The sequence below is a fragment of the Micromonospora sp. NPDC004540 genome (assembly GCF_040610095.1).
Classification (GTDB): Bacteria; Actinomycetota; Actinomycetes; order Mycobacteriales; family Micromonosporaceae; genus Micromonospora.
Genome location: NZ_JBEXLR010000080.1, coordinates 1 through 21086 on the forward strand (window position 1 = coordinate 1; position 21086 = coordinate 21086).

20 protein-coding genes and 2 pseudogenes are annotated in these 21086 nt (G+C 74.0%); 6 read left to right on the forward strand and 16 right to left on the reverse strand.

Going from position 1 to position 21086, the window contains the following annotated elements:
- The 5 genes and pseudogenes from ABZV78_RS23255 to rho all read right to left on the reverse strand — a co-directional run.
- Positions 1-359: pseudogene (locus ABZV78_RS23255) on the reverse strand (hypothetical protein); the annotation flags it as partial.
- Positions 360-852: 493 nt separating this feature from the next.
- Positions 853-1611, reverse strand: a complete 759-nt coding sequence (locus ABZV78_RS23260) for a hypothetical protein (protein WP_355641691.1) — start codon at positions 1609-1611, stop codon at positions 853-855.
- Between the two features lie 217 nt (positions 1612-1828).
- Complete coding sequence (locus tag ABZV78_RS23265; protein ID WP_355641749.1) at positions 1829-2908, reverse strand: DUF3626 domain-containing protein; 1080 nt, start codon at positions 2906-2908, stop codon at positions 1829-1831.
- A 58-nt stretch (positions 2909-2966) separates the two neighbouring features.
- Entirely contained in the window at positions 2967-3428 is a 462-nt protein-coding gene (locus tag ABZV78_RS23270; RefSeq protein ID WP_355641693.1) for a VOC family protein, read from the reverse strand.
- Between the two features lie 11 nt (positions 3429-3439).
- Positions 3440-4546, reverse strand: a pseudogene (rho, locus tag ABZV78_RS23275) (transcription termination factor Rho); the annotation flags it as partial.
- Positions 4547-5095: 549 nt separating this feature from the next.
- Between rho and ABZV78_RS23280 the strand changes: the two are divergent.
- From ABZV78_RS23280 to tsaA, 3 genes are read left to right on the forward strand one after another with little or no spacing between them, the layout of a single operon-like run.
- Entirely contained in the window at positions 5096-5956 is an 861-nt protein-coding gene (locus ABZV78_RS23280; RefSeq protein ID WP_355641695.1) for an MEDS domain-containing protein, read from the forward strand.
- On the forward strand, positions 5953-6900 hold the full coding sequence (locus tag ABZV78_RS23285; RefSeq protein ID WP_355641697.1) for a sensor histidine kinase: 948 nt from the start codon (positions 5953-5955) through the stop codon (positions 6898-6900). Before ABZV78_RS23280 ends, ABZV78_RS23285 begins: the two co-directional genes overlap by 4 nt.
- On the forward strand, positions 6897-7307 hold the full coding sequence (gene tsaA, locus ABZV78_RS23290; RefSeq protein ID WP_355641699.1) for a tRNA (N6-threonylcarbamoyladenosine(37)-N6)-methyltransferase TrmO: 411 nt from the start codon (positions 6897-6899) through the stop codon (positions 7305-7307). The genes ABZV78_RS23285 and tsaA overlap by 4 nt, the downstream gene beginning before the upstream one ends.
- A gap of 17 nt (positions 7308-7324) precedes the next feature.
- Here the strand turns inward: tsaA and ABZV78_RS23295 are convergent, their stop codons facing one another.
- Positions 7325-7954 carry an MBL fold metallo-hydrolase gene (locus ABZV78_RS23295; protein WP_355641701.1) on the reverse strand — a complete coding sequence of 210 codons (630 nt, stop codon included), beginning with the start codon at positions 7952-7954 and terminating at the stop codon, positions 7325-7327.
- Entirely contained in the window at positions 7951-9039 is a 1089-nt protein-coding gene (locus ABZV78_RS23300) for an S-(hydroxymethyl)mycothiol dehydrogenase (RefSeq protein ID WP_355641703.1), read from the reverse strand. The genes ABZV78_RS23295 and ABZV78_RS23300 overlap by 4 nt, the downstream gene beginning before the upstream one ends.
- Positions 9040-9171: 132 nt before the next feature.
- Between ABZV78_RS23300 and ABZV78_RS23305 the strand changes: the two genes are divergently transcribed.
- Positions 9172-9591 (forward strand): hypothetical protein, encoded by a 420-nt coding sequence (locus ABZV78_RS23305; RefSeq protein ID WP_355641705.1) that lies wholly within the window; start codon positions 9172-9174, stop codon positions 9589-9591.
- Here the strand turns inward: ABZV78_RS23305 and ABZV78_RS23310 are convergent.
- The 6 genes from ABZV78_RS23310 to ABZV78_RS23335 all read right to left on the reverse strand — a co-directional run bounded on the left by ABZV78_RS23310 (position 9584) and on the right by ABZV78_RS23335 (position 15624).
- Positions 9584-10894: an MFS transporter gene (locus ABZV78_RS23310; RefSeq protein WP_355641707.1), complete on the reverse strand. Its 1311-nt coding sequence runs from the start codon at positions 10892-10894 to the stop codon at positions 9584-9586. The two genes, ABZV78_RS23305 and ABZV78_RS23310, sit on opposite strands and share 8 nt — an antisense overlap.
- Positions 10891-11562, reverse strand: coding sequence for a GntR family transcriptional regulator (locus tag ABZV78_RS23315; protein ID WP_355641709.1), 672 nt, complete (start codon positions 11560-11562; stop codon positions 10891-10893). The genes ABZV78_RS23310 and ABZV78_RS23315 overlap by 4 nt, the downstream gene beginning before the upstream one ends.
- Positions 11563-11635: 73 nt before the next feature.
- Positions 11636-12370: an FAD:protein FMN transferase gene (locus tag ABZV78_RS23320; protein WP_355641711.1), complete on the reverse strand. Its 735-nt coding sequence runs from the start codon at positions 12368-12370 to the stop codon at positions 11636-11638.
- Positions 12367-12846: an FMN-binding protein gene (locus ABZV78_RS23325; RefSeq protein WP_355641713.1), complete on the reverse strand. Its 480-nt coding sequence runs from the start codon at positions 12844-12846 to the stop codon at positions 12367-12369. The genes ABZV78_RS23320 and ABZV78_RS23325 overlap by 4 nt, the downstream gene beginning before the upstream one ends.
- A gap of 52 nt (positions 12847-12898) precedes the next feature.
- Positions 12899-14290: a ferric reductase-like transmembrane domain-containing protein gene (locus ABZV78_RS23330; protein WP_355641715.1), complete on the reverse strand. Its 1392-nt coding sequence runs from the start codon at positions 14288-14290 to the stop codon at positions 12899-12901.
- Between the two features lie 230 nt (positions 14291-14520).
- On the reverse strand, positions 14521-15624 hold the full coding sequence (locus ABZV78_RS23335) for a CapA family protein (protein ID WP_355641716.1): 1104 nt from the start codon (positions 15622-15624) through the stop codon (positions 14521-14523).
- A 102-nt stretch (positions 15625-15726) separates the two neighbouring features.
- Between ABZV78_RS23335 and ABZV78_RS23340 the strand changes: the two genes are divergently transcribed.
- The gene (locus ABZV78_RS23340; RefSeq protein WP_355641718.1) at positions 15727-16623 is read left to right on the forward strand and encodes a glycosyltransferase; all 897 of its coding nucleotides are present in this window, start codon (positions 15727-15729) and stop codon (positions 16621-16623) included.
- Between the two features lie 50 nt (positions 16624-16673).
- A complete protein-coding gene (locus ABZV78_RS23345; RefSeq protein ID WP_355641720.1) occupies positions 16674-17837 on the forward strand; it encodes a low temperature requirement protein A in 1164 nt (387 codons plus the stop codon).
- On the opposite strand, the gene ABZV78_RS23350 is transcribed toward ABZV78_RS23345, so the two are convergent.
- The 3 genes from ABZV78_RS23350 to ABZV78_RS23360 are packed head-to-tail and all read right to left on the reverse strand — an operon-like array spanning position 17794 to position 21059.
- A complete protein-coding gene (locus ABZV78_RS23350; RefSeq protein WP_355641721.1) occupies positions 17794-18657 on the reverse strand; it encodes an alpha/beta fold hydrolase in 864 nt (287 codons plus the stop codon). The genes ABZV78_RS23345 and ABZV78_RS23350 overlap by 44 nt on opposite strands.
- Positions 18654-19547 (reverse strand): SDR family NAD(P)-dependent oxidoreductase, encoded by an 894-nt coding sequence (locus ABZV78_RS23355; RefSeq protein WP_355641723.1) that lies wholly within the window; start codon positions 19545-19547, stop codon positions 18654-18656. Before ABZV78_RS23355 ends, ABZV78_RS23350 begins: the two co-directional genes overlap by 4 nt.
- Before the next feature lie 15 nt (positions 19548-19562).
- On the reverse strand, positions 19563-21059 hold the full coding sequence (locus ABZV78_RS23360; protein WP_355641725.1) for an NAD(P)/FAD-dependent oxidoreductase: 1497 nt from the start codon (positions 21057-21059) through the stop codon (positions 19563-19565).
- Positions 21060-21086 lie beyond the last annotated feature (27 nt).

Genomic DNA, 21086 nt, shown 5'->3' on the forward strand with positions numbered 1-21086 from the left:
TGCTGGAACAGGCCCAGCGAGTCGTGGTCGTTGCGGTCGCCGAGGTGGCCCAGGTTCTCCAGCTTCGACTCCTGCAGCGACGTGGCGATCGAGACCACCGCCGCCCGCTCCGGGAGACCGGCCTTCTTCGTGGCGGCGATGATCGCCTTGGCGTTAGCGGTCTGCTCGTCGTTCAGGGTGATCTTCGACTGGGCGCCCTGCACGCCGTGCGGGATCAGCTTGTCACCCTGCACCGCCACGGCCACCGGCTTGGTGCTGTTCACCGGCTCGGCGTGGGCGGCGATCGGACCGGCGAACACACCACCGGTGAAAGCCAGACCAGCAATACCCAGCACGCTCTTACGCAGCATCGTGTTCATCAGAGAAGCTCCATTCGGGGGTTGGCGCACCAGACCGATGGGGGTCGGCTGTGCGCAAGCACCGTCAGGCGCTAACAGGAAAGTCTTGGGGGGATCATCCGGCGCGCGGGGCGGAGCCTCTTCGTCGCGCCGGGACCATGTACAACGACCGGCCGGCCACCATCATTCCGGGCCCGGCACACCCACCTCGGCGGGGCGCCTTCCTCGGTCGTTCACCCGGATACAACGACCCCGGCCCGCCGGCCATTCCACCGTCGGGGTGCCGCCGACCACCCGCATAAACCGGACACCGCGCCCAGCCTGGGACGGTCGGTGGAACGGCATGTATCCGCGCCCCGGAGGCACCCATGGCGTTCCACTCACCGCGCCGGGCAGGGCGCGAACCGGACATTGGTCGCGCGCCAACCAACTGCGATCTTGGAGAGTTCGCTGGGTGAGGACAGACGGAAGCCGGCCGGCCCCTGGTCGGGGCCGGCCGGCTTCGCGGGTCTTGTCACCAGAGCTGCTGGACGATGTCCGCCGCCTGCTCCTCCCACTGCGCGTACGCGTACGGGAAGGCGGACACCTGGACCGTCTGGGCCGCGGCGGTCAGCGGCAGGTCGTGCCAGCCACCGACGTTCTTCAGCGCGTTGAAGAACGCCTTGCTGGCGTAGTCCGGGTCGGTGACCTGCTCGGACGTACCCCAACCGGACGACGGGCGCTGCTGGAACAGGCCCTCCGAGTCGTGGTCGTTGTACTCGCCCAGGTGACCGAGGTTGTACAGCTTCGACTCCTGCAGCGAGGTGGCGACGCCGATCACGGCGCCCCGCTCGCCCACGCCGGTCTCCTTGGCCGCCTTGACGATGGCCTTGGCGTTGTCGAGCTGGGCGTCGTCGAGCGGGATGCGCGACTGGGCGCCCTCGACACCGTGCGGGATGAGCTGCTCCCGCTTGGGCTGGTCGGCCTTGGTGGGGACCTTGTCACCGCCCGTGGTCTGGTCGGACTCCACCGTGTCGGTGCCCGGCTTCTTGCCGGTGGCCAGGTCGATGGCGGCCAGGGCGCCGGCGTGCGGGCCGCCGGTCAACGGAGCGGCGACGGCGGTGGGGCCGAACGCCAGCCCACCCAGGCAGGCCACGCCCGCGAGGGTCAGCGCGGTACGGCGGTTCGGGCTGGTGGCGATGGCGGTCCTCGCGGTGGCGGCCTTCGCGACGGCGGTCTTCACGACGGTGGTCTTCGCGATGGCGGGGAGCCATCGAGTGAAGTGCTGCTTCACGATGGTTGCCCTTTCGATCGTTACGACGCGCTCCGGGGTGAGCGCCCCTCGGGGGAACTACTCGCCGGTACGGGTTTGCGTTCCGGCGGTACGGGGGACACAACCAGCTCGACGTGTCGGGCATTCCGGAAATGCGGGGGCCCGGCTTCGCTGCGGTCCAGGTCACCCGGGATTCGCGACGTACGGGACGCGGAGCGCGGGCGGGCGGTGAACCGGCCTAGCCGGTCGTGGGGGTGCCGAACCGGACCAGGACGTGCCAGAGCTGCTTGAGGTGCTGGAGGGTCACCTCGGCCGGCCCGCGGTCGGCCCACCGCTGCGGCTCGCGCACCAGCGACGCGGCGGCCCGGCCGATCAGCGCGGCGTGCACCGGCTCCCCCGGGCCGGCGAACTCGGCGTGCACCCGGGCGGCGAGCGGCGGGATGGCCGGCCCCCGGAACTCGGCGTCGATCCCGTCGACCGGCAGTTCGAACCCGCTGTGCCAGTGGAGCGTAAAGCCGTGCCGCCGGGCGAGCCCGGCGAGGATCCGCCCCTCCTCGGTGTTCCGGAACGAGGGGTCGACCACCACGGCCTCGACGTCCCGGGCCAGGCTCAGCTCGCCGTGCACCTGCGCCTCGATGTAGTCGTCCAGTGCCCGCCCGGCCATCGCGGACGCCCGCTCCCGGCGGCGCAGCAGCGTCCGCAGCAGCGTGCCGGTGTCCATGCCGGCCACCCCCAAGCTGATTCCGGTCTCGGCGGTGGCCTCCAGCAGTGCGGCGAGCACCGGCTCGAACGCCGTGACGGTGCCGAGGTCCTTCGGCCCGAGGTGACTGTCGCCGAAGCTGAAGGTCGCCCGCGCGAGTGTGGCGGGGCGCAGCCGCAGGTGGCAGGAGCCGAACCGGGGGCAGGCGCCGTCCGGGTGGTCGAGCAGGTTCAGGCCGCCGTATTTCGGGCGCTCCGCGGCGGGCACGCCGGGCCGCTGGTACGCCCCGCCGAACAGCGCCGCCTCCCAGCGGTCCCGGTCGCCGCCGGGGAACGCGGTCAGGCCGCCGTTGGAGATGCCCGTCTCGAACTGGCTGCGGTAGACGCCATCCTGGTCGAGCGCCTCGGCCACCGTCCGGCCGTCACGCAGCAGCCGGTCGGGATGGAAGTTGAGGGTGAGCCGGCCGTGTGCGGCCACCGCCGCGACGATCTCCTCGGAGCGGTACCCGGCGCCGGAGCCGGAGAGGTGCCGGGCGATGACGGCGAGCGCCGCCGGCTGATCCCGCAGGGCCACGTCGTGGACGTACCGGAGGGCGGCCGCCTGTGCGGGGGTCAACATCACGTCGGGCACGGGCCCGAGTATCGCCGGGCCCGCGGGCGGGGCGCCACGGGGATTCTCAGGCGTCGGTGCCGAAGCCCTCCAGGGCCTCCCGCTCGGTCGGGTCGCGCAGCTCCTGGAAGACCGTGAGGTGCAGGCCCGCCGGGCCGTCGAGGCGGGCGTTGAGCGACTGCCACGGGGTGACCGTCGGCGGAGCCACCTCGGTGGCGCCCGCCGCGACGAGTCGCTCGGTCACCGCCCGGCTGTCGTCCACCTCGAACGCCACCCGCAGCCGCGGCGCGACCTGGCGGCCGACCTCCACCTCGTCGATCATCCGCTTCTGCGCCGGGTTCGCCAGCTCCAAGGTGGCCCGGCCCGCCTCCAGAATCACCACCCGGGCGCCGTCGCCACCCGAGTACGCCGCCTGCTCCGGCAGGCCCAGCGCGTCGCGGAAGAAGGCGACCGCGGCGTCGTAGTCCTCCGCCTCGACGACGAGGCGCAGCTGGCGTACGGTCGGCGGCCCGTCGCTGGAATCGTCCATGACGGAAGATCCTAACCGCGGGCGGCGGCACCGAGGCGGGCGAAGAAGTGGGCGTTGCCGCCGGTGGCGGCGAGCTGGCGGAGCAGCTGGTCCAGGGCCGCCTGACGGTCCAGTGCGGACAGCGCGGAACGCAGTGCCCGCAGGCGTTCCCGCTCGACCTCGGTGAGCAGCAGTTCCTCCCGGCGGGTGCCGGAGGCGCGCACGTCGACGGCGGGGAACGTACGCCGGTCGGCCAGCGACCGGTCCAGCTTCAGCTCGGCGTTGCCGGTGCTCTTGAACTCCTCGAAGATGAGGCTGTCCGCGGCGGATCCGGTCTCCACCAGGGCCGAGGCGATGACGGTCAGCGAACCGCCCTCCTCGACCGCCCGGGCGGCGGCGAGCAGCTGCTTGGGCGGGGTGAGCGCGGCCACGTCGACGCCGCCGGAGAGGGTGCGGCCGGCCGAGCGGACGGTCAGGTTGTAGGCGCGGCCCAGCCGGGTCAGCGAGTCGAGCAGCACGACCACGTCGTGGCCCAGCTCGACCAGGCGCTTGGCCCGCTCGATCGCCAGCTCCGCCACCGCGGTGTGGTCCTGCGGCGGACGGTCGAACGTGGCCGCGACGACCTCGCCCTTCACCGACCGAGAAAAGTCGGTGACCTCTTCCGGCCGCTCGTCGACCAGCACCACCATCAGGTGGCACTCCGGGTTGTTCCGGGTGATCGCGTTCGCGATGGCCTGCAGCACCATCGTCTTGCCCGCCTTCGGCGGCGAGACGATCAGCGCCCGCTGGCCCTTGCCGATCGGCATCACCAGGTCGATGACCCGGGTGGTCAGCACGTTCGGCTCGGTCTCCAGCCGCAGCCGCTCCTGCGGGTGGACGGGCGTCAGCCGGTGGAAGTCCGGGCGCCGGCGGGCCTGCTCGGGAGGCGTCCCGTTGACGGTGTCGACCCGGACCAGCGGGGCGTGCCGGCCCTTGTGGGGCGTGGTGGCGACCGCGCCGGTGACGAGGTCGCCGCGGCGCAGGCCGTACCGGCGCAGTTGGCCGGCGGTGAGGTGGGCGTCCGCGGCGGAGGGCAGGTAGCCGTCCACCCGGAGCAGTGCGTGGTCGTCGACCGTGTCGACGATGCCGCTCACCGGGAGCGGCGCGGAGGTGTCGGTCATCGAGTGCCTTTCGGTTGGTGGCCGTCCCCGGAGGGGACGGGCGAAGGGAGGGTGGTTCGGGGCTCGAGCGACTCGCGCCGAGCGACGAAGGCACCGCCCGGACGGCCGTTGCCCCAGGAGACGCGAGGCGACGACCCGCACGGCCCGAACGGCTCGCGACGGAGAGCGAGGGACCGACGGCGGATCGGCGGGTGGCGCCAGGCGCGAGGCGCTGCGAACGGGTCGGCCCGCGGGCGACGCGATGCGGAGACGGACGGCCGGATCAGCCCTGCGGAGATCGTGGGCGAGTGTCGGGCCGACCGAGGCTGGCCCGCCGATGGTGGACGCGGGCGGTGGCCGGATCGGCGACGCGCCGGACGGGCCTTCGCGTTCGGGAGAGTGGGCTCCGGGTGGCGCGATGCGCCGGCATCCGGGTCCGCCGCCAGGTTAACCCCGGAACACCGCCGTCGACAAGCGCATCGCGAGCGGTTCAGTCGGAACCGGGCCGGCGCTACAGTGAGGGACGCGCCGACCGGGAAGGCCAGCACCGTGACTGCTACGACCGTGGTCGACCAGGTCCGCCTGGGCGATCACGTCTGTTGGACGCACGAGGACGAGAGCGCGGCTCTCGACGCCGTCGGCCGCTTCGCCGCCACCGGTCTTCGCCTCGGTCACAAGGTCGTCTGCTTCACCGAGAACTCGCCGCCGCAGGCGGTACGCGCCCGGGTCGACGCCGTCGGCGTGCCGACCGAGGCCGCCGTGGCGGCCGGCCAGCTCCGCATCGTGCCGGCCGTGGAGGTCTACCCGACCGGCGGCCGGCCGACCCCGGACACCATGATCGCCGCCGTGGTCGACGAGGTCGACCGCGCGCGGCAGGAGGGCTACCCGGGGATCCGGCTGAGCGGTGACATGGCGTGGGTGCTGCGCACCGGCACCACCCTGGACGACCTGCGCCGGTACGAGACCGCGCTCAACCCGCTCTTCCTGGACGGACGGGTCGCCGGCCTGTGCCTGTACGACCGGCGGGTCTTCCCGGCCGACGGGATGCGCGCCCTGGCCGCGGCCCATCCGGGCACGGCCGGTCCGGACACGGCGCGGACCTGGGCGCCGCTGCTGCGGGCCTACCGGACGACCGACCCGCCGGGGTTGCGACTGGTGGGGCAGGTGGACCGGAGCAACCGGGAGGCGTTCACCGCGGTGCTGGACGACGTGACGGCCGCCCGGCGGGCGGCGGGACGACCGACGGTGCTGGACGTCTCTGACCTGAGCTTCGCCGACGTGGGCGCCGCCACCGCGCTGGTCCGGGCGAACCGGGCCGGCCCCGCCGGCATCCGGCTGGTGGGCTGCCGGCCGGCGCTGCACCGGCTGATGCACCTGCTCGGCGACGCGTCGACGGAGCGGCCGGCGTGAGCGCGACCGCCGGACCCGCGCCGGCCGGCTTGCGCCACGAACTCGCCTTCTACACCGACCCCACCAGCCTGCTGGCGGTCGCCGTGCCGTTCGTCCAGGAGGGACTCGCCGCGGACGAGCCGGTGCTGGTGGCCGTGCCCGGCCCGCAGCTGGAGACGATCCGCGCGGCGGTCGGCGCGGCGGCCGACGCGGTCGGCTGGACCGACATGACCGAGGCGGGGCGCAACCCGGGCCGGATCCTCCCGTGCGTGCTCCAGGCGTTCGCCGACCAGCACCCCCGTCGGCGGGTCCGGATCATCGGCGAGCCGGTCTGGGCCGGCCGCAGCGCCGACGAGTACCGGGCCTGCGCCCAGCACGAGGCGGCGATCAACTGGGCCTTCGCGGGCCGGGCGGCGAGCATCCTGTGCCCGTACGACGCGGGGCGGCTCGAGCCCGCCGTGCTCGCCGAGGCCCGCTGCACGCACCCGCTGCTGGTCGACGCGGGCGGGTGCCGCCGCCTCGCCGGCTACGCCCCGGCGGTGGTCACCGAGCGGCACAACAAGCCGCTGCCCGCCCCGGCCGAGCCGGTCGAGGTGCTCCGCTACGACCTGGAGACGCTGCCGCAGGTCCGGCGGTTCGTCGCCGGCCACGCGGTGGCCGGCGGCCTGTCCGCCGACCGGGTGGCCGACCTGCAGATCGCGGTCACCGAGTTGGCCACGAACAGCGTGGCGCACGCGGGCGGCGCCGGCACCGTCGAGGCGTGGTGCACCGACCGGCACCTGGTGTGCGAGGTCCACGACGACGGCTGGCTGGCCGACCCGCTCGCCGGCCGGCTCACTCCGGCGCACGACGGCATCGGCGGGCGGGGGCTGGTCATCGTGCACGCCCTGTGCGACCTGGTGCTGGTGCACACCACCGCGGCCGGCACCACGGTCCGGCTGCACATGCTGCGGGAGGCCCCGTGACGGGAACGGAACCCACGCTGCGTCCGGTCGGCCGGGTCGAGTCGCCGCTGACCGATCCGGCGGCGGCGCCGAAGCAGGGCGACGAGGGCGCGCCGGAGGCGTGGCTGGTCTTCGACCCGGCGTACGCCCCGGCGCTGGACGGGCTGCGGCCCGGCGCGGACGTGCTGGTGCTGACCTGGTTGGACCGGGCCCGGCGGGACGTGCTCGCGGTGCACCCGCGCGGGGACGTGTCCCGCCCGGAGACCGGGGTGTTCGCCACCCGCTCGCCGCACCGGCCCAACCCGATCGGGCTGCACCGGGTGCGGGTGCTCGAGGTGGACGGCGTACGGCTGCGGGTGGCCGACCTGGAGGCGGTGGACGGCACCCCCGTACTCGACGTCAAGCCGGTGCTCGACGGCGAGCGCTGAGGCGGGCGGCGCCCGTCTCAGTGCCCGCGGGCGATCCACTCGTCGAGGTGGGGCGCCTCGGCGGCGATGGTGGTGTCGTCGCCGTGTCCGGTGTGGACGACGGTCTGCGGCGGCAGGGTGAGCAGCCGGGTGCGGATCGACTCGACGATGGTGCCGAAGTCGCTGAAGGAGCGGCCGGTGGCCCCCGGCCCGCCGGCGAAGAGGGTGTCCCCGGTGAAGACCGCGCCGAGGTCGGGGGCGTGGAGGCTGCACGCGCCCGGGCTGTGGCCGGGAGTGTGCAGCACCCGGAGGGTGGTGCCGCCGACCTCGACGGCCTGCCCGTCGGTGAGCTCGCCGTCGGGCGGGGTGTCCGGATGGACCAGGTCCCAGAGCACCCGGTCGGCCGGGTGCAGCAGCACCGGCGCGCCGGTGGCCCGGGCCAGCTCGGGCGCGACCCGCACGTGGTCGTCGTGGGCGTGGGTGGCCAGGATCGCGACCACCCGGCGGTCGCCGATCACCGCGCGGATGGCGGCCACGTCGTGCGGGGCGTCGACGACCACGCACTCGGCGTCGTCGCCGACCACCCAGACGTTGTTGTCGACGTCGAAGGTCTGCCCGTCGAGGGAGAACGTGCCGGAGGTGACGGTGTGGTCGACGCGGGCGGTCACGGGAAGACCACCACCGACCGGAGCACGTCGCCGTGGTGCATCCGGGTGAACGCCTCCTCGACCTGGTCGAGGGCGATCTCCTCGGTGACGAAGGCGTCCAGGTCGAGGCGGCCCTGCCGGTACAGCTCGGTGAGCATCGGGAAGTCGCGGCTGGGCAGGCAGTCGCCGTACCAGCTGGACTTGAGGGCGCCGCCCCGGCCGAAGACGTCCAGCAGCGGCAGCTCGATCCGCATCTCCGGGGTGGGTACGCCGACCAGCACGACGGTGCCGGCCAGGTCGCGGGCGTAGAAGGCCTGCTTCCAGGTCTCCGGACGGCCCACCGCGTCGATGACCACGTCGGCGCCGAACCCGCCGGTGGCGGCGCGGATCGCCTCGACCGGGTCGTCCTCGGAGGCGTTGACGGTGTGCGTGGCGCCGAACTTCCGCGCCCAGTCAAGCTTCCGGGAGTCGGTGTCCACGGCGATGATGGTGGTCGCGCCGGCCAGGGCCGCGCCGGCCACCGCCGCGTCGCCGACACCGCCGCAGCCGATCACCGCCACCGAGTCGCCCCGGGTCACGCCGCCGGTGTTCATGGCCGCGCCGAGCCCGGCCATCACGCCGCAGCCGAGCAGGCCGACGGCGGCGGGCCGGGCGGACGGGTCGACCTTGGTGCACTGGCCGGCGTGCACCAGGGTCTTCTCGGCGAACGCGCCGATGCCCAGGGCGGGCGCGAGCTCGGTGCCGTCGGTCAGCGTCATCCGCTGCGCGGCGTTGTGGGTGTTGAAGCAGTACCAGGGACGGCCCCGCCGGCAGGCCCGGCACTGCCCGCAGACCGCCCGCCAGTTGAGCACCACGAAGTCGCCGGGGGCCACGTCGGTGACCCCCTCCCCCACCTGCTCCACGATGCCGGCGGCCTCGTGGCCGAGCAGGAACGGGTAGTCGTCGTTGATGCCGCCCTCGCGGTAGTGCAGGTCGGTGTGGCACACCCCGCAGGACTGGACGCGGACCACCGCCTCGCCGGGCCCCGGGTCGGGCACCACGATGGTGGTGACCTCCACCGGCGCGCCCTTGCGCAACGACACGACTCCCCGGACTTCCTGACCCACGGTGCCTCCTTCGTTCGCTCCAAGGCGAACCTACCGCCGATCATCGTCGGCGGCCCAGCGTCGACGGGCGGGTTATCCCGCGCGTCGCGGGGTACGCGGTGGCCCGGTTCTCCGGCACCGACGGGAGTGATCATGAGGTTGACCCAAGCGCCGCTCCGGCTCAGCATCGGCGCGTTCATCCTGAATTCCGGGCTGTCCAAGCGGTCCCTGGAGGGCGAGGCCGCCGCCGGCATGCACGGCATGGCGGTCGGCGCGATCCCCCAGCTGCGGCAGTTCCCGCCGGACCAGTTCGCGAAGCTGCTTTCCCGTGGCGAGATCGCGCTGGGCGCCGCGCTGCTCACCCCGTTCGTACCGGGGCTGCTGGCCGGCGCCGCGCTGACCGCCTTCGGGGCCGGCCTGGTGCAGCTCTATCTCAAGACGCCCGGCATGCGGGAGGCGAACAGCCTCAAGCCGTCCCAGGCCGGCATCGGCCTGGCCAAGGACAGCTGGCTGGTCGGCGCCGGGCTGACGCTGATGCTGGACTCGCTGGCCCACAAGCGCCGGTTCACGTGACCGGACTTCCCATGGCGGCGGACACCGGCACGGCGTCGGCGGCGTACCGGCGGCGGGCGGCGTTGCGGTAGCGCAGCACCTGCACCGCGCCCAGGCCCCAGAGCAGGTACTGCACGGCGAACGCCCAGCGGAACGCGGACAGCGGCGGGGTGCTCCGGCCGGCCGGGGTGGCCAGGTCGAGCACCACGCCGACTGCCAGGATCAGCAGGATCGAGGCGACGAACCCGCCGACGTTGACGATGCCGGTGGCGCTGCCGATCCGGTGCACCGGGTTGAAGGTGCGCGCGTAGTCGAAGCCGATCACCGAGCCGGGGCCGTTGACCGCGAGGACGACCACCAGGGCCACCAGCAGCCCGTGCGGGGCGCGGCCGGGCCAGGCCAGCACGAGCGCCCAGACCGCCGCGGTGCCGGCGGTGATGGCGAAGACCACCACCGAGCGGTGGAACGGGTGCCGGGCGCACAGGTGCGCGATCACCGGGCCGCAGACCAGGGTCACCACGGTCATCAGGGTGAGCAGGGCGGCCGCCGCGGTGGGCGAGAAGCCCTGGCCCTGCACCAGGAACGGGTAGCCCCAGAGCAGGGCGAACACCGAGCCGGAGAACTGGGTGACGAAGTGCGTCCAGAGGCCCAGCCGGGTGCCGGGCTGGGCCCAGGCGTCGGCGAGCTGCCGGCGTACGGTGGCCAGGTCGGGGGCGAGCGCGGTGGTGTGCTCGGCGTGCGGGGTGTCCCGGACGGCGACGAGCACCAGCAGCAGCACGGTCGCGCCGAGCGCCGCCGCGGTCAGGAACGCGGGCGTCCAGCCGGCGTGGTGCAGCAGCGCCACCAGGGGCACGGCGCCGAGCACCGCGCCGAGCTGCCCGACCGTGCCGGTGAGCTGCACCAGCAGCGGGTTGCGCCGGCCGGGGAACCAGAACGCCACGATCCGCAGCACGCTGATGAAGGTCATCGCGTCGCCGAGGCCGACCAGCACCCGGGCGGCGACGGCGAGCCGGACGTCGGTGGCGACCGCGAAGCAGAGCTGCCCGGCCACCATGAGCGCGCCGCCGGCCAGCAGCAGCCGGCGCGAGCCGTACCGGTCGAGCAGCACCCCGACCGGGATCTGCATGGCCGCGTAGACGGCGAGCTGGGCGACGCTGAAGGTGGCCAGGGCGGCGGCGTTGATGTGGAAGCGGTCCGCCGCGTCGACCCCGGTGACGCCGAGCGAGCTGCGGTGGAAGACCGCGGCCACGTACGCGGTGACGGCCACCGCGAAGACCAGGGCGGCGGAGCGGCGCGGGGCGGGCGGCGGGGTGGCGGCGCTCACCGCAGCGTCCGCAGGACGGTCGCCGCGTTGTCGATGTGCGCGCCGACCGCGTCGAGCCAGGCGCGCGGGTCGTCGCCGTCGAGGGCGGCGAGCTGGCCGGCGTGCTCGGTGAGGGCCACCTCGGCCCAGCCCGGGGAGAGCCGGAAGCTGGCCTCGCCCATCCGCAGCTGCCGGTCGCGCAGCCGGTGGTACAGCTCGGCGAGGATCTCGTTGCCGGCCGCCTCCACCACGGTGGCGTGGAACGCCCGGTCGGCGGCCATCAGCGCGGTGACGTCGCCGGCGGCGTGGGCCCGGCGCATCTCGTCGAGCCAGCGGGCCAGGTCGTCGCGGATGGCGGCCCGGCGCGGCCATACCTGCTCGGCGGCGTGCAGCTCGACCAGGCGGCGGGCCTCGACGACGTCGGCGATCTCCCGGGCCGAGACCGGCCGGATCAGCGCCCCGCGCTTGGGGTAGAGCTTGACCAGGCCCTCGGCCTCCAGGCGCAGCAGCGCCTCCCGGACCGGGGTCCGGGACACCCCGGTCGCCTCGGCGATCTCGCCCTCGCTGACCAGCAGCCCGCCCGGGTAGACCTGCTCCAGGATGGCCCGTTTGAGGTGCTGGTAGGCCCGCTCCGACGCGGACGGCGCGGCGGGACGCGCGCCTGGCACCGAGGCGGTGGGATGCGTCATGTATCTATGGTGCGCCCCAGCCGGCCGGATGCCGCCGGAGGCTCCGGGAAACGTGGCCCGCGCCACGCGCCGGTCACTCGGGCAGCGGCCAGCCGGGCGTGGCCCGCAGGGCGCCGTCGTCGCCGACGAGCAGGGCCTCGTACCCGGGCAGCGTGGCCAGCCAGGTCACCGCTTGAGGCCCCTGCGCTGCCGCTGCGGTGGCGTACACGTCCGCCCAGGTCAGAGACGGGCCGATAACGGTGACCGAGCGCACGGCCAGGGCGGGGGCACCGGTGTACGGATCGACGATGTGGGCTCCGCGGTGTGCACTGCCCGAGGTCGCGATGGCGCCGTCGACGACCTCGATGGCGGTGAGGAGCCGGTCGGGCTGGGCCGGATCCTCCACGCCCACGCGCCAGGATCCGCGTACCGTCATGTCCCCGCCGGCATTCAGGTAGAACGCGTACCCCTCGAGGTGCTCCGCGGCCCGCTCCACGGCCCAGCCCTTGACGAGGCCGGAGGGGTCGAAGCGGGTGCCACCGCCGGGTTCGGGAAAGTACGCGTTGAAGTAGCCGCCCGTACGCTGCCGCGCCTGCTCGCACAGGTCGATCACCACGTCGACCAGCGGATCCTGGACCGGCTCGCCCCGGTTCAGCGCGCTCAACCGGCTGTCCGGGCGGTACGGGCTGAAGATGGCGTCCATCGCGCGCAGTTCGGCGAAGACCCCGGCGACGGCGTCCGCCGCCGCCGGGGAGTCCGCGCCGGGACCGCGCACATGCACGCTGACGGGCAGACCCATGATCTGCTCGACGAACGCCTGCCTGGTCACGGCTTGGCCTGGAAGTGAGCGCCGTCCAGCGCGGCCTGGAGCGACTCCGTGTAGCCGTCGCTGGTCAGTGTCGCCCCGGACACGGCGTCGATGTGCGCGCTCTGCGCGGCGAGTGCCTCCGCGCGCAGCTGCGGCACCGCCTTCTTGTTGATGTCGCGAGAGCGGTTGTTGTCGCTCGGCACCGTCAGCGGCATGATGTCGGTGATCCGGCCGCCGCTGATCTTGGCCTGCACCTGGACTCGCCCCCGCTTCGTCTGCACGGCGGGGCCGTCGGCGACGGTGGCGGAGCCGGACCGGGCGACGGTGCCCGCTGACGTCCCGGGGTCCACCGGCGTGGCGGTCCCCACGCCCGGCGCGTTCGCGCCGCCGAGGGTCCCGGCCGACGGCGAGCTGTCGGGTCCGGTCGACGTCCGGTAGCTGAAGAGAAGTACCACCACGGCGATCGTGGCGAGGAACCACATCGTGATCCTGCGCATGTCGTCCTCCTTTGGGTCGGACTGGAAGCGCCATGAGGAATGGGTGGGAGAGTCACCAGGTGAAGCGCTCGAGATGAATGCGCTCCGGCGGCACGCCTGCCTGCCGCGCCGCCCGTACCACCGATTGCATCCATTCATCCGGTCCGCACACGAAAACGTCGTGTTGCGCGATGTCCGGAACAAGATTGAGCAAAGCTCTCGCGTCGTCGCCGAATCCGGCCGGCAACCACGAATCCTTCCGCCCGCGCGGCCCCAGAAGGTATTCCACGCGCAGGCCACGGTCGGCCGAGAGGCGCTCCAGTTCCTGGCGGAACACCAGGTCCTCCGCCGAGCGCGCCCGATACAGCAGCGTGGCTTCGCCCGGCGCGTACGGTAACTCTTCCAACAACGTCCGCAGCGGAGTGATTCCAATCCCGGACGCGATCATGGAAACCCGCGGAGCCGTGCGCCGCGCGGCGGTCAGCCGGCCGTACGGGCCCTCAATCAGGACACGGGTGCCCGGCTGGAACTCTGACACCTTCTCGCTGCCCTCGCCGCGGGACCGGACAGTTATCCGCAATGTGTCGTCACGCGGCACCGCGGACAACGAGTACGGATGGCCCCGACTCCACCCCGGGCCGCTGAGGAAGCGCCACTGGAAGAACTGCCCGGCGCGTGCCGGCAACTGATCCAGGTGGCGTCCGCGCATGTAGATCGAGTGAACGCCGGGGGCCTCCGGCACGACTGCGGCGACCGTGAGCCGGTACCGCAGCGTCCGCCAGGCCGGAAGCCCGAGCCGGAACGCGACAACCGCACCGGCGCACGCGATGTACGCGGTCCACCAGTACGCCGTCGCGGCGCGGGAACCGGTAAAGTCGGCCCCGGTCCAGAGCTGATGCGGCAGCACCAGGCCCACGCCCAGGTAGGCGTACAGGTGCAGCAGGTGCCACGTCTCGTAGCGCAGCCGCCGCCGCGAGGCCCGCAGGGAGGTGAGCACGACCATCGTCAGGGCTGCCGTCCCGCCGACCGCCAGCAGCACTCCCGGGTACGTGGTGACGAGGGTCCACGCCTCACTGGTCACGGAGGCCCCATCCGTCGCGGCGTACCCGATGGTGATCAGCACGATGTGCGCGAGCAGCAGATCGAACGAGACGAACCCGACGACCCGGTGCCAACGGGCGAGCCGGTCCTGCCCGTAGGTGCGCTCGATCCACGGCACGCGCGCCATCAGCAGCACCTGGATGAGCAGCAGGTCGGCCGCGACGAGCCCGGTCAAGCGGCCGAGCGACGTCAGGCCCGCCGCCCAGCCCCGAAGGTCCTGCACACCGCCGCCCCGCACCCAGAGCGCGACGACGATCAGCACACTGAACGCGCCGGCCGAGGCGATGAGATCGGCCCACCACGACCAGGCGGCGGTTCGTACCGGCATGGCCGCCGCGCCGGCCGCCTGCGCCTTCCCAGTCACAGGACCCCCTCCCGCACCACCCGGGTGGCGCGATCGCGGAATCGGTCAGAACCGTCGCACCGGACAAAGATGATTGCGCGCGCTCGCGTCTGTTCACCGGGGCGAGTTCGGATGGCGGCACAATGGCTGCCTTTCGATGATGCCAGTTTCACCGGCCGCAGCCGCAGCCATTGGGCGAACGGGCGGGATGCGGTACGGGCGTGAAATCGGCGTTCACGTCAGTCCTGGTGTCAACGGGTGAGGGTGAGCACTCCGTCGTCGGCGAGGGTGAAACGGGTTCGATACGGCGCGCCGAGCCCGTCGAGGAGGTCGGCGAGCCAGCGGGCCTCCACCGGCGCGGCCGGTTGCAGGCGCATCCGCCGCATCCGGACCGGCACGAGGCGCAGCCGGCTCAGCTCGCCGGTCTCCGGGTCAAGCGTAGGCAGGTGCAGCAGCCGCAGCTCCGGCCGGTACTCCTCCTGCCCGCCGATGCCCTCGTAGTCGTCGATCAGGTCGCCGCAGCCATAGAGGATCAGCCGTCCCCGGTACCGCTCCACCGGCCGCGGGTGGTGCGAGGAGTGGCCGTGCACCACGTGCACCCCGGCGTCGACCAGCGCGTGCGCGAACTCGACGTGCTCGTCGGGGACCTGGTGCCCCCAGTTGGAGCCCCAGTGCACGGAGACCACCACCAGGTCCGCTGCCCCGGCCTCCCGGGCGATCCGCTCGGCGAGGGCCTCGGCCGCCGCCGCCGACACCTCCGGCAGGTACGCCACCCCGGGCCGCCGGTCCGCGGCGGCCCACTGCGGGTAGACCCCGCTGGACGGCGCGCCCACCGACCAGACCAGCAGCCGGCGACGGTCGGGCAGGGGCACCCTGGCCGGCCGCCACGCCTCCTCGGCGTCCCGGCCCGCGCCCGCGGTCCGGATGCCCGCCCCGCTCAGGGCGTCCAGGCTGTCGGCGAGCCCGGTCGCGCCGAAGTCGAGGACGTGGTTGTTGGCCAGCGCGCAGACGTCGAGCCGGGCCGCGGTCAGGCAGGGCAGGTTCGCCGGATGCATCCGGTAGTGGATGCCCTTGCCGGGGGCCGGTTCGCCCCGCGCGGTCACCGCCGTCTCCAGGTTGACGATCCGCACCTCCGGCCGCTCCTCGTCGAGCAGGCGCAGCGCGTCGCCCCAGGGCCACTCCGCCGGGGCCGGGCGCGGCACCGGCCCGGCGACCGCCTCGGCCAGCTCGACGTAGCGGCGGGCGTCGGTGACCGCCTGCTCCCACAGCCTGGGCGTCCCCGGGTGGGGCAGGATCTGGTCCACGCCCCGGCCGGTCATCACGTCACCGGCGACGAACAGGGTCACCTCGGCCATGCGCGAATACTTCCCGCCGGCGGCGGCGCCGCACCTGCCCGTCGCTGGAAATCCACCGCAGGAAACCGCGTGAGGGGCGCCGGGCGGGGTACCAGGGCCGCCATGACGACGGACGTGACCATCGTGGTGGCCACCCGCAACCGGCGGGACCAGCTCCTCGCCCTGCTGCCCCGGCACACCGCCCCGGTGATCGTGGTGGACAACGGGTCCGACGACGGCACACCGGCCGCCGTGGCCCGGGAGTTCCCCGGCGTCCGGGTGGTCGAGCTGGGCCGCAACGCGGGCGCCGGGGCGGCCCGCAACGTCGGGGTGGGGCTGGCCCGCACGCCGTACGTGGCGTTCGCCGACGACGACTCGTACTGGGCGCCCGGCGCGCTCGACCGGGCGGCCGCGCTGCTGCGCCGGCATCCGCGTACCGCGCTGCTCACCGGCGACGTGCGGGTGGGCGCGGCGGCCCGGCGGGACCCCGTCTCGGCCGCCATGGCCCGGGCGCCGCTGGGCGTCGAGCCGGACGCGCCCGGGCCCACCGTGCTCGGCTTCCTGGCCTGCGCCGTGGTGCTGCGACGCGACGCGTACCGGCAGGTCGGTGGCTTCGCCGAGCGGCTCGGCACGTACGGCGAGGAGGCGCTGCTGGCGATGGAGCTGGCGGCGGCGGGCTGGAACCTCGCGTACGTGCCGGAGCTGGTGGCCCACCACCTGCCGGTGCCGGCCGGGCGCGACCCGCGCGCCCGCCGACGGGTGGAGGCGCGCAACCGGGTGCTCACCGCGGCGCTGCGCCGGCCGGGGCCGGTGCTGCGCGCGGTGATCGCCGACGCCTGGCGGGACCCCGCCGGGCGGGCGGGGCTGCGCGACGCCGCGCGGCAGGCCGGTTGGGTGCTGCGGCACCGGCGGCGGCTGCCCGCCCGCCTGGAGGCCACGCTCGTCACGCTGTCCCGCGCCGACGCCCCGCTGCCCCGTTCCGCCGGACTTCCCCGGCCGGCGGGGTCCGTGGCCGCCTGAGCTGGTTATCGTGTGGGCGCAGCTGACCGGCCGTCGGCGAGGAGCACCGAGTGAAGAGCAGCGCGTCCTTCCGGGCCTGGTACCGGCCGATGCGGGCGCGCCGGCGCGACGAGGCGCACCGGTCCGCCAGTCCCCTGGAGCTCTTCTTCGACCTGTGCTTCGTGGTCGCGGTGGCGCAGGCGTCCGAGGGCCTGCACCACGACATCTCGGAAGGGCACCTCGGCCACGGCGTGATCTCGTACCTGAGCGTGTTCTTCGCGATCTGGTGGGCCTGGGTGAACTTCACCTGGTTCGCCTCCGCCTACGACACCGACGACGACGTGTACCGGCTGACCGTCCTGGTGCAGATCGCCGGGGCGCTGATCCTCGCGGCCGGCGTGCCGCGCGCCTTCACCGACGGCGACTTCACGACGATCACCTACGGGTACGTGGTGATGCGGCTGGCCTCCACGGTGAACTGGCTGAGAGCGGCCGGCGGCGACCCGCAGCGCCGCGCCACCGCACTGACGTTCGTGTTCGGCGTGGGCGTGGTGCAGGCCGGCTGGCTGCTGCGGCTTCTCCTGCCGCCCGCCTGGCTGATGCCCGCGTTCGTGGTGCTGGTCGTCGCCGACCTGCTGGTGCCGGTGCTCGGGGAGCGGCGCGGACAGACCACGTGGCACCCCCACCACATCGCCGAGCGCTACCAGCTGTTCACCCTCATCGTGCTCGGCGAGGTGGTGCTCTCCACGTCGGTGGCGATCCAGCGCGGGGTGGACGCGGGCAACGAACAGCTCTGGTCGCTGGCCGCCGCCGGCACGGTGATCGTCTTCGCGATCTGGTGGCTCTACTTCGACCGGCCCGACCCGCTGCCGCCGAACTCCGTGCCCGGCGCGCTGTTCTGGGGCTACGGCCACTACTTCGCCTTCACCTCCATCGCGGCGGTCGGCGCCGGGCTGGCCGTGGCGGTCGACCACGACCTGCACACCGCGCACGTCTCCGGCCGGGTGGCCGGCTACGCGGTCGCCGTGCCGGTCGCGGTCTTCCTGGTCGCCCTCTGGGCGCTGCACCTGCCGGCCAAGCGCGGTCTCGGGCTGGTGCTGTTCCCCGCCGCGGCGGTGCTGGTGCTGGTGACGCCGTGGCTGGTCGCCTCGGTCGACCTGATCGCCGGGGTGCTGGTCGTCCTGGTGGTCGTCACGCTGGTCTGGCGGCACCGGACCGCGACCAGAATTCCCTGACCAGGGCCTCGAACTCGGCGGCCCGCTCGATCTGCGGCATGTGGCCGGTGTCGCGGAACAGGTGGCCCTGCGCCGTCGGCAGCCGCGACCGCGCGAACGAGAGGTGGGCGGCGGGCAGGATCAGGTCCCGGTCACCCCAGACGACCAGGGTGGGCAGGTCGAGCGCGGCCACCGCGGCGAGCAGTTCGGCCCGCCACTCGGGGCGTATCCCGCGCCAGGTGCCGAGGCTGCGCACCAACTCCAGCATCACCCGGGCGGCGTGCGGCTGCCGGGCCGCGGCCAGGGCGGTGGCGATCCGCGCCTCCGTGACGTACGTCGGGTCGTAGAAGATGGCCCGCTCGGTGCGGCGGGCGATCGCCGGGTGCGGGCGCAGCAGCAGCCGGGCGAGGGGCCGCACGGCGAGCAGCCGCAGCGCGGCGGTCACCTCCCGGCCGAAGCCGGCGCTGTTGACCAGCACCAGGCTGGCCGCCCGGTGCGGCGCGTCGGCCGCGAGCCGCATGGCCACCGCCCCGCCCATGGAGTTGCCGACCAGGTGCGCCGGGCCGGTCACCCCGGCGGCGTCGAGGAACCCGGCGACGGCCGCGGCCAGGGCCGGCAGCGTGTGCGGGTCGTCCAGCGGGGCGGAGCCACCGTGCCCGGGCAGGTCCACGGACAGTACCCGGTGGTCGCGGGCCAGCCCCGCGTGCACGGCGGCGAAGTCCTCCAGCGTCCGGCCGATGCCGTGCAGCAGCACCACCGGCGTGCCCTGGCCGTCGATCCGGCAGCGCATCCGCCGCCCGCCGACGTCGCGCGAGTCGGCCGGCGGCAGGACGAGGGTCAAGCCGGCCGTCCCGGGTCCGACGGGACGGGTTCCGTGGCCGGTCGCGGGGTCGGCACCCGGGCCGGGCGGGGTCGCATCCCCAGGGCCAGCAGCTTCCCGTACCCGGCGGGGGCGACCCGGGCGAGCAGGTCGGGCAGCTTCGCCGACCAGCCGATCAGCACCCGGCCACGGCGGCGCTCGACCCCGCGCAGGATGACCTCGGCGGCCTTGGCCGGGTCGATGGAGAGCAGCTTCTCGAACTGCTTCCGGCCGGCCTCGTACTCCTCGACGGAGACCCCGCTGCCCACCCGGGCGCTGCTCGCGATCCGGGTGCGGATGCCGCCCGGGTGCACCGAGGTGACCCCGACGCCGTCGTCGACCAGTTCGTGCCGCAGCGCCTCGGTGAAGCCGCGCACGGCGAACTTGCTGGCCGAGTAGGCGGCCTGCCCGGCGGGCGCGATCAGCCCGAAGAGGCTGGAGACGTTGACCAGGTGGGCGCCGGGCTCGGCCTTGAGCGCGGGCAGCAGCGCGTGGGTCAGCCGTACCACGGCCCGGAAGTTGATCTCGATGACCCAGAGGAACTCGTCCAGGGTGACCTGGTCGAACCGGCCGCCCAGCGCCACCCCGGCGTTGTTGACCAGCAGCCGGATCCGCGGGTGGGCGCCGAGGATCTCGGCGGCGACCCGGTCGGTGGCATCGGCGTCGGCGAGGTCGACGAGGTGGGTCTCGACGCGCCGGTCGGGGTGCGCCGCGCGGATCGCGGCGACCACGGCGTCCAGCCGCTCCGCGTCCCGGTCGAGCAGGACCAGGTCGGCGCCGCGCCGGGCCAGCCCGTGCGCCAGGGCCTCGCCGATGCCGCTGGCCGCGCCGGTCAGCACCGCGGTGCCGCCGGGGAAGACGAAGTCACGCATGGCGCTCCTCGGGAGTCAGGCGACGGGCGCGGGACGGTCGGCGACGGTGGCGGGCGTGCCCGCGCGGGAGAACCGCACACCGACGTCGGTGAGCCGGCCGTGCCGCATCAGCAGCACGTCGCGGGGGTAGTTCTGGTGCAGCCGCCAGGGCGCCGTCGGGCCCTGCTTGGGCAGCCGGTCGACGGCGCGCAGCACGTACCCGGACTGCAGGTCGATGATCGGCACCAGGTCGGTGGAGTCCGGGGCGAGCGGGGTGACGATCTGCTGGCCGGTGTCGTCGAGGTGGCGCAGCAGCCGGCAGACGTACGTCGCGACCAGGTCCGCCTTGAGCGTCCAGGAGGCGTTGGTGTAGCCGATGGTCATGGCGAAGTTCGGCACGCCGGAGAGCATCATGCCCTTGTAGGCGACGGTCGAGGCGAGGTCGACCTCGGCGCCGTCCACCGCCAGGGTCATCCCGCCGAGGGCGAGCAGGTTGAGGCCGGTGGCCGTGACCACGACGTCGGCGGGCAGTTCCGCGCCGGAGGTCAGCCGGATGCCCCGCTCGGTGAAGGTGTCGATGGTGTCGGTGACGACCGATGCCGTCCCGGCGCGGAGCGCGGCGAACAGGTCCCCGTCGGGCACCACGCAGAGCCGCTGGTCCCAGGGGTTGTAGCGGGGCGAGAAGTGCCGGTCGAGGTCGTAGCCGACCGGGAGCTTGCCCTTGGCGGCCCGGCGGAGGAACTTCTTCACCAGGCCCGGGGCGCGCCGGCTGAGCTGGAAGTTGGCCACCCCGAGCGCCACGTTCTTCCAGCGCGTCACCGCGTACGCGGCCTTCGCCGGGAGCCAGCGCCGCGCCGCATCGGCGAGCGGGTCGCGCGAGGGCAGCGAGATGACATACGTGGGCGAGCGCTGGAGCATGGTGACGTGGCCGGCCCGCTCGGCCATGGCCGGGACCAGGGTGACCGCGGTCGCGCCGCTGCCGATCACCACCACCCGCTTGCCGGCGTAGTCGAGGTCCTCGGGCCAGTGCTGCGGGTGCACCAGATCGCCGGCGTACCGCTCGACGCCGGGGAACTCGGGCGTGTAGCCCTCGTCGTAGCGGTAGTAGCCGGAGTTGGTGAACAGGAACGCGCAGGTCAGGACCACGTCCTCGCCGGTGTCGTCGCGGTGGGCGCGCACCGTCCAGCGCGCGGTCGCGCTGTCCCACTCGGCACGGAGTGCCCGGTGGTGGAAGCGGATGTGCTGCTGCACCCCGTGTTCGCGGACGGTCTCCCGGACGTACTCCCGGATGGCGTCGCCGTCGGCGATCGCCTTGGGGTTGGTCCACGGCTTGAACGAGTAGCCGAGGGTGAACATGTCGGAGTCGGAGCGGATGCCCGGGTAGCGGAACAGGTCCCAGGTGCCGCCGACGGCGCCCCGGGCCTCCAGCACCGCGTAGGTCTTGCCGGGGCATTCGCGTTGCAGGTGGACGGCGGCGCCGACGCCGGAGAGCCCGGCACCGACGATGAGGACGTCGACGTGGTCGGAGGCCATGGCATCTCCCGTTCGGGCGGCAGTGGA

Bases quoted from the DNA above. Each gene is read 5' to 3' on its own strand.
- ABZV78_RS23340 (WP_355641718.1), top strand. From the start codon at position 15,727: ATGACGACGGACGTGACCATCGTGGTGGCCACCCGCAACCGGCGGGAC.
- ABZV78_RS23305 (WP_355641705.1), top strand. From the start codon at position 9,172: ATGAGGTTGACCCAAGCGCCGCTCCGGCTCAGCATCGGCGCGTTCATC.
- ABZV78_RS23315 (WP_355641709.1), bottom strand. From the start codon at position 11,562: ATGACGCATCCCACCGCCTCGGTGCCAGGCGCGCGTCCCGCCGCGCCG.
- ABZV78_RS23325 (WP_355641713.1), bottom strand. From the start codon at position 12,846: ATGCGCAGGATCACGATGTGGTTCCTCGCCACGATCGCCGTGGTGGTA.
- ABZV78_RS23265 (WP_355641749.1), bottom strand. From the start codon at position 2,908: ATGTTGACCCCCGCACAGGCGGCCGCCCTCCGGTACGTCCACGACGTG.
- ABZV78_RS23335 (WP_355641716.1), bottom strand. From the start codon at position 15,624: ATGGCCGAGGTGACCCTGTTCGTCGCCGGTGACGTGATGACCGGCCGG.
- ABZV78_RS23355 (WP_355641723.1), bottom strand. From the start codon at position 19,547: ATGCGTGACTTCGTCTTCCCCGGCGGCACCGCGGTGCTGACCGGCGCG.
- ABZV78_RS23270 (WP_355641693.1), bottom strand. From the start codon at position 3,428: ATGGACGATTCCAGCGACGGGCCGCCGACCGTACGCCAGCTGCGCCTC.
- ABZV78_RS23360 (WP_355641725.1), bottom strand. From the start codon at position 21,059: ATGGCCTCCGACCACGTCGACGTCCTCATCGTCGGTGCCGGGCTCTCC.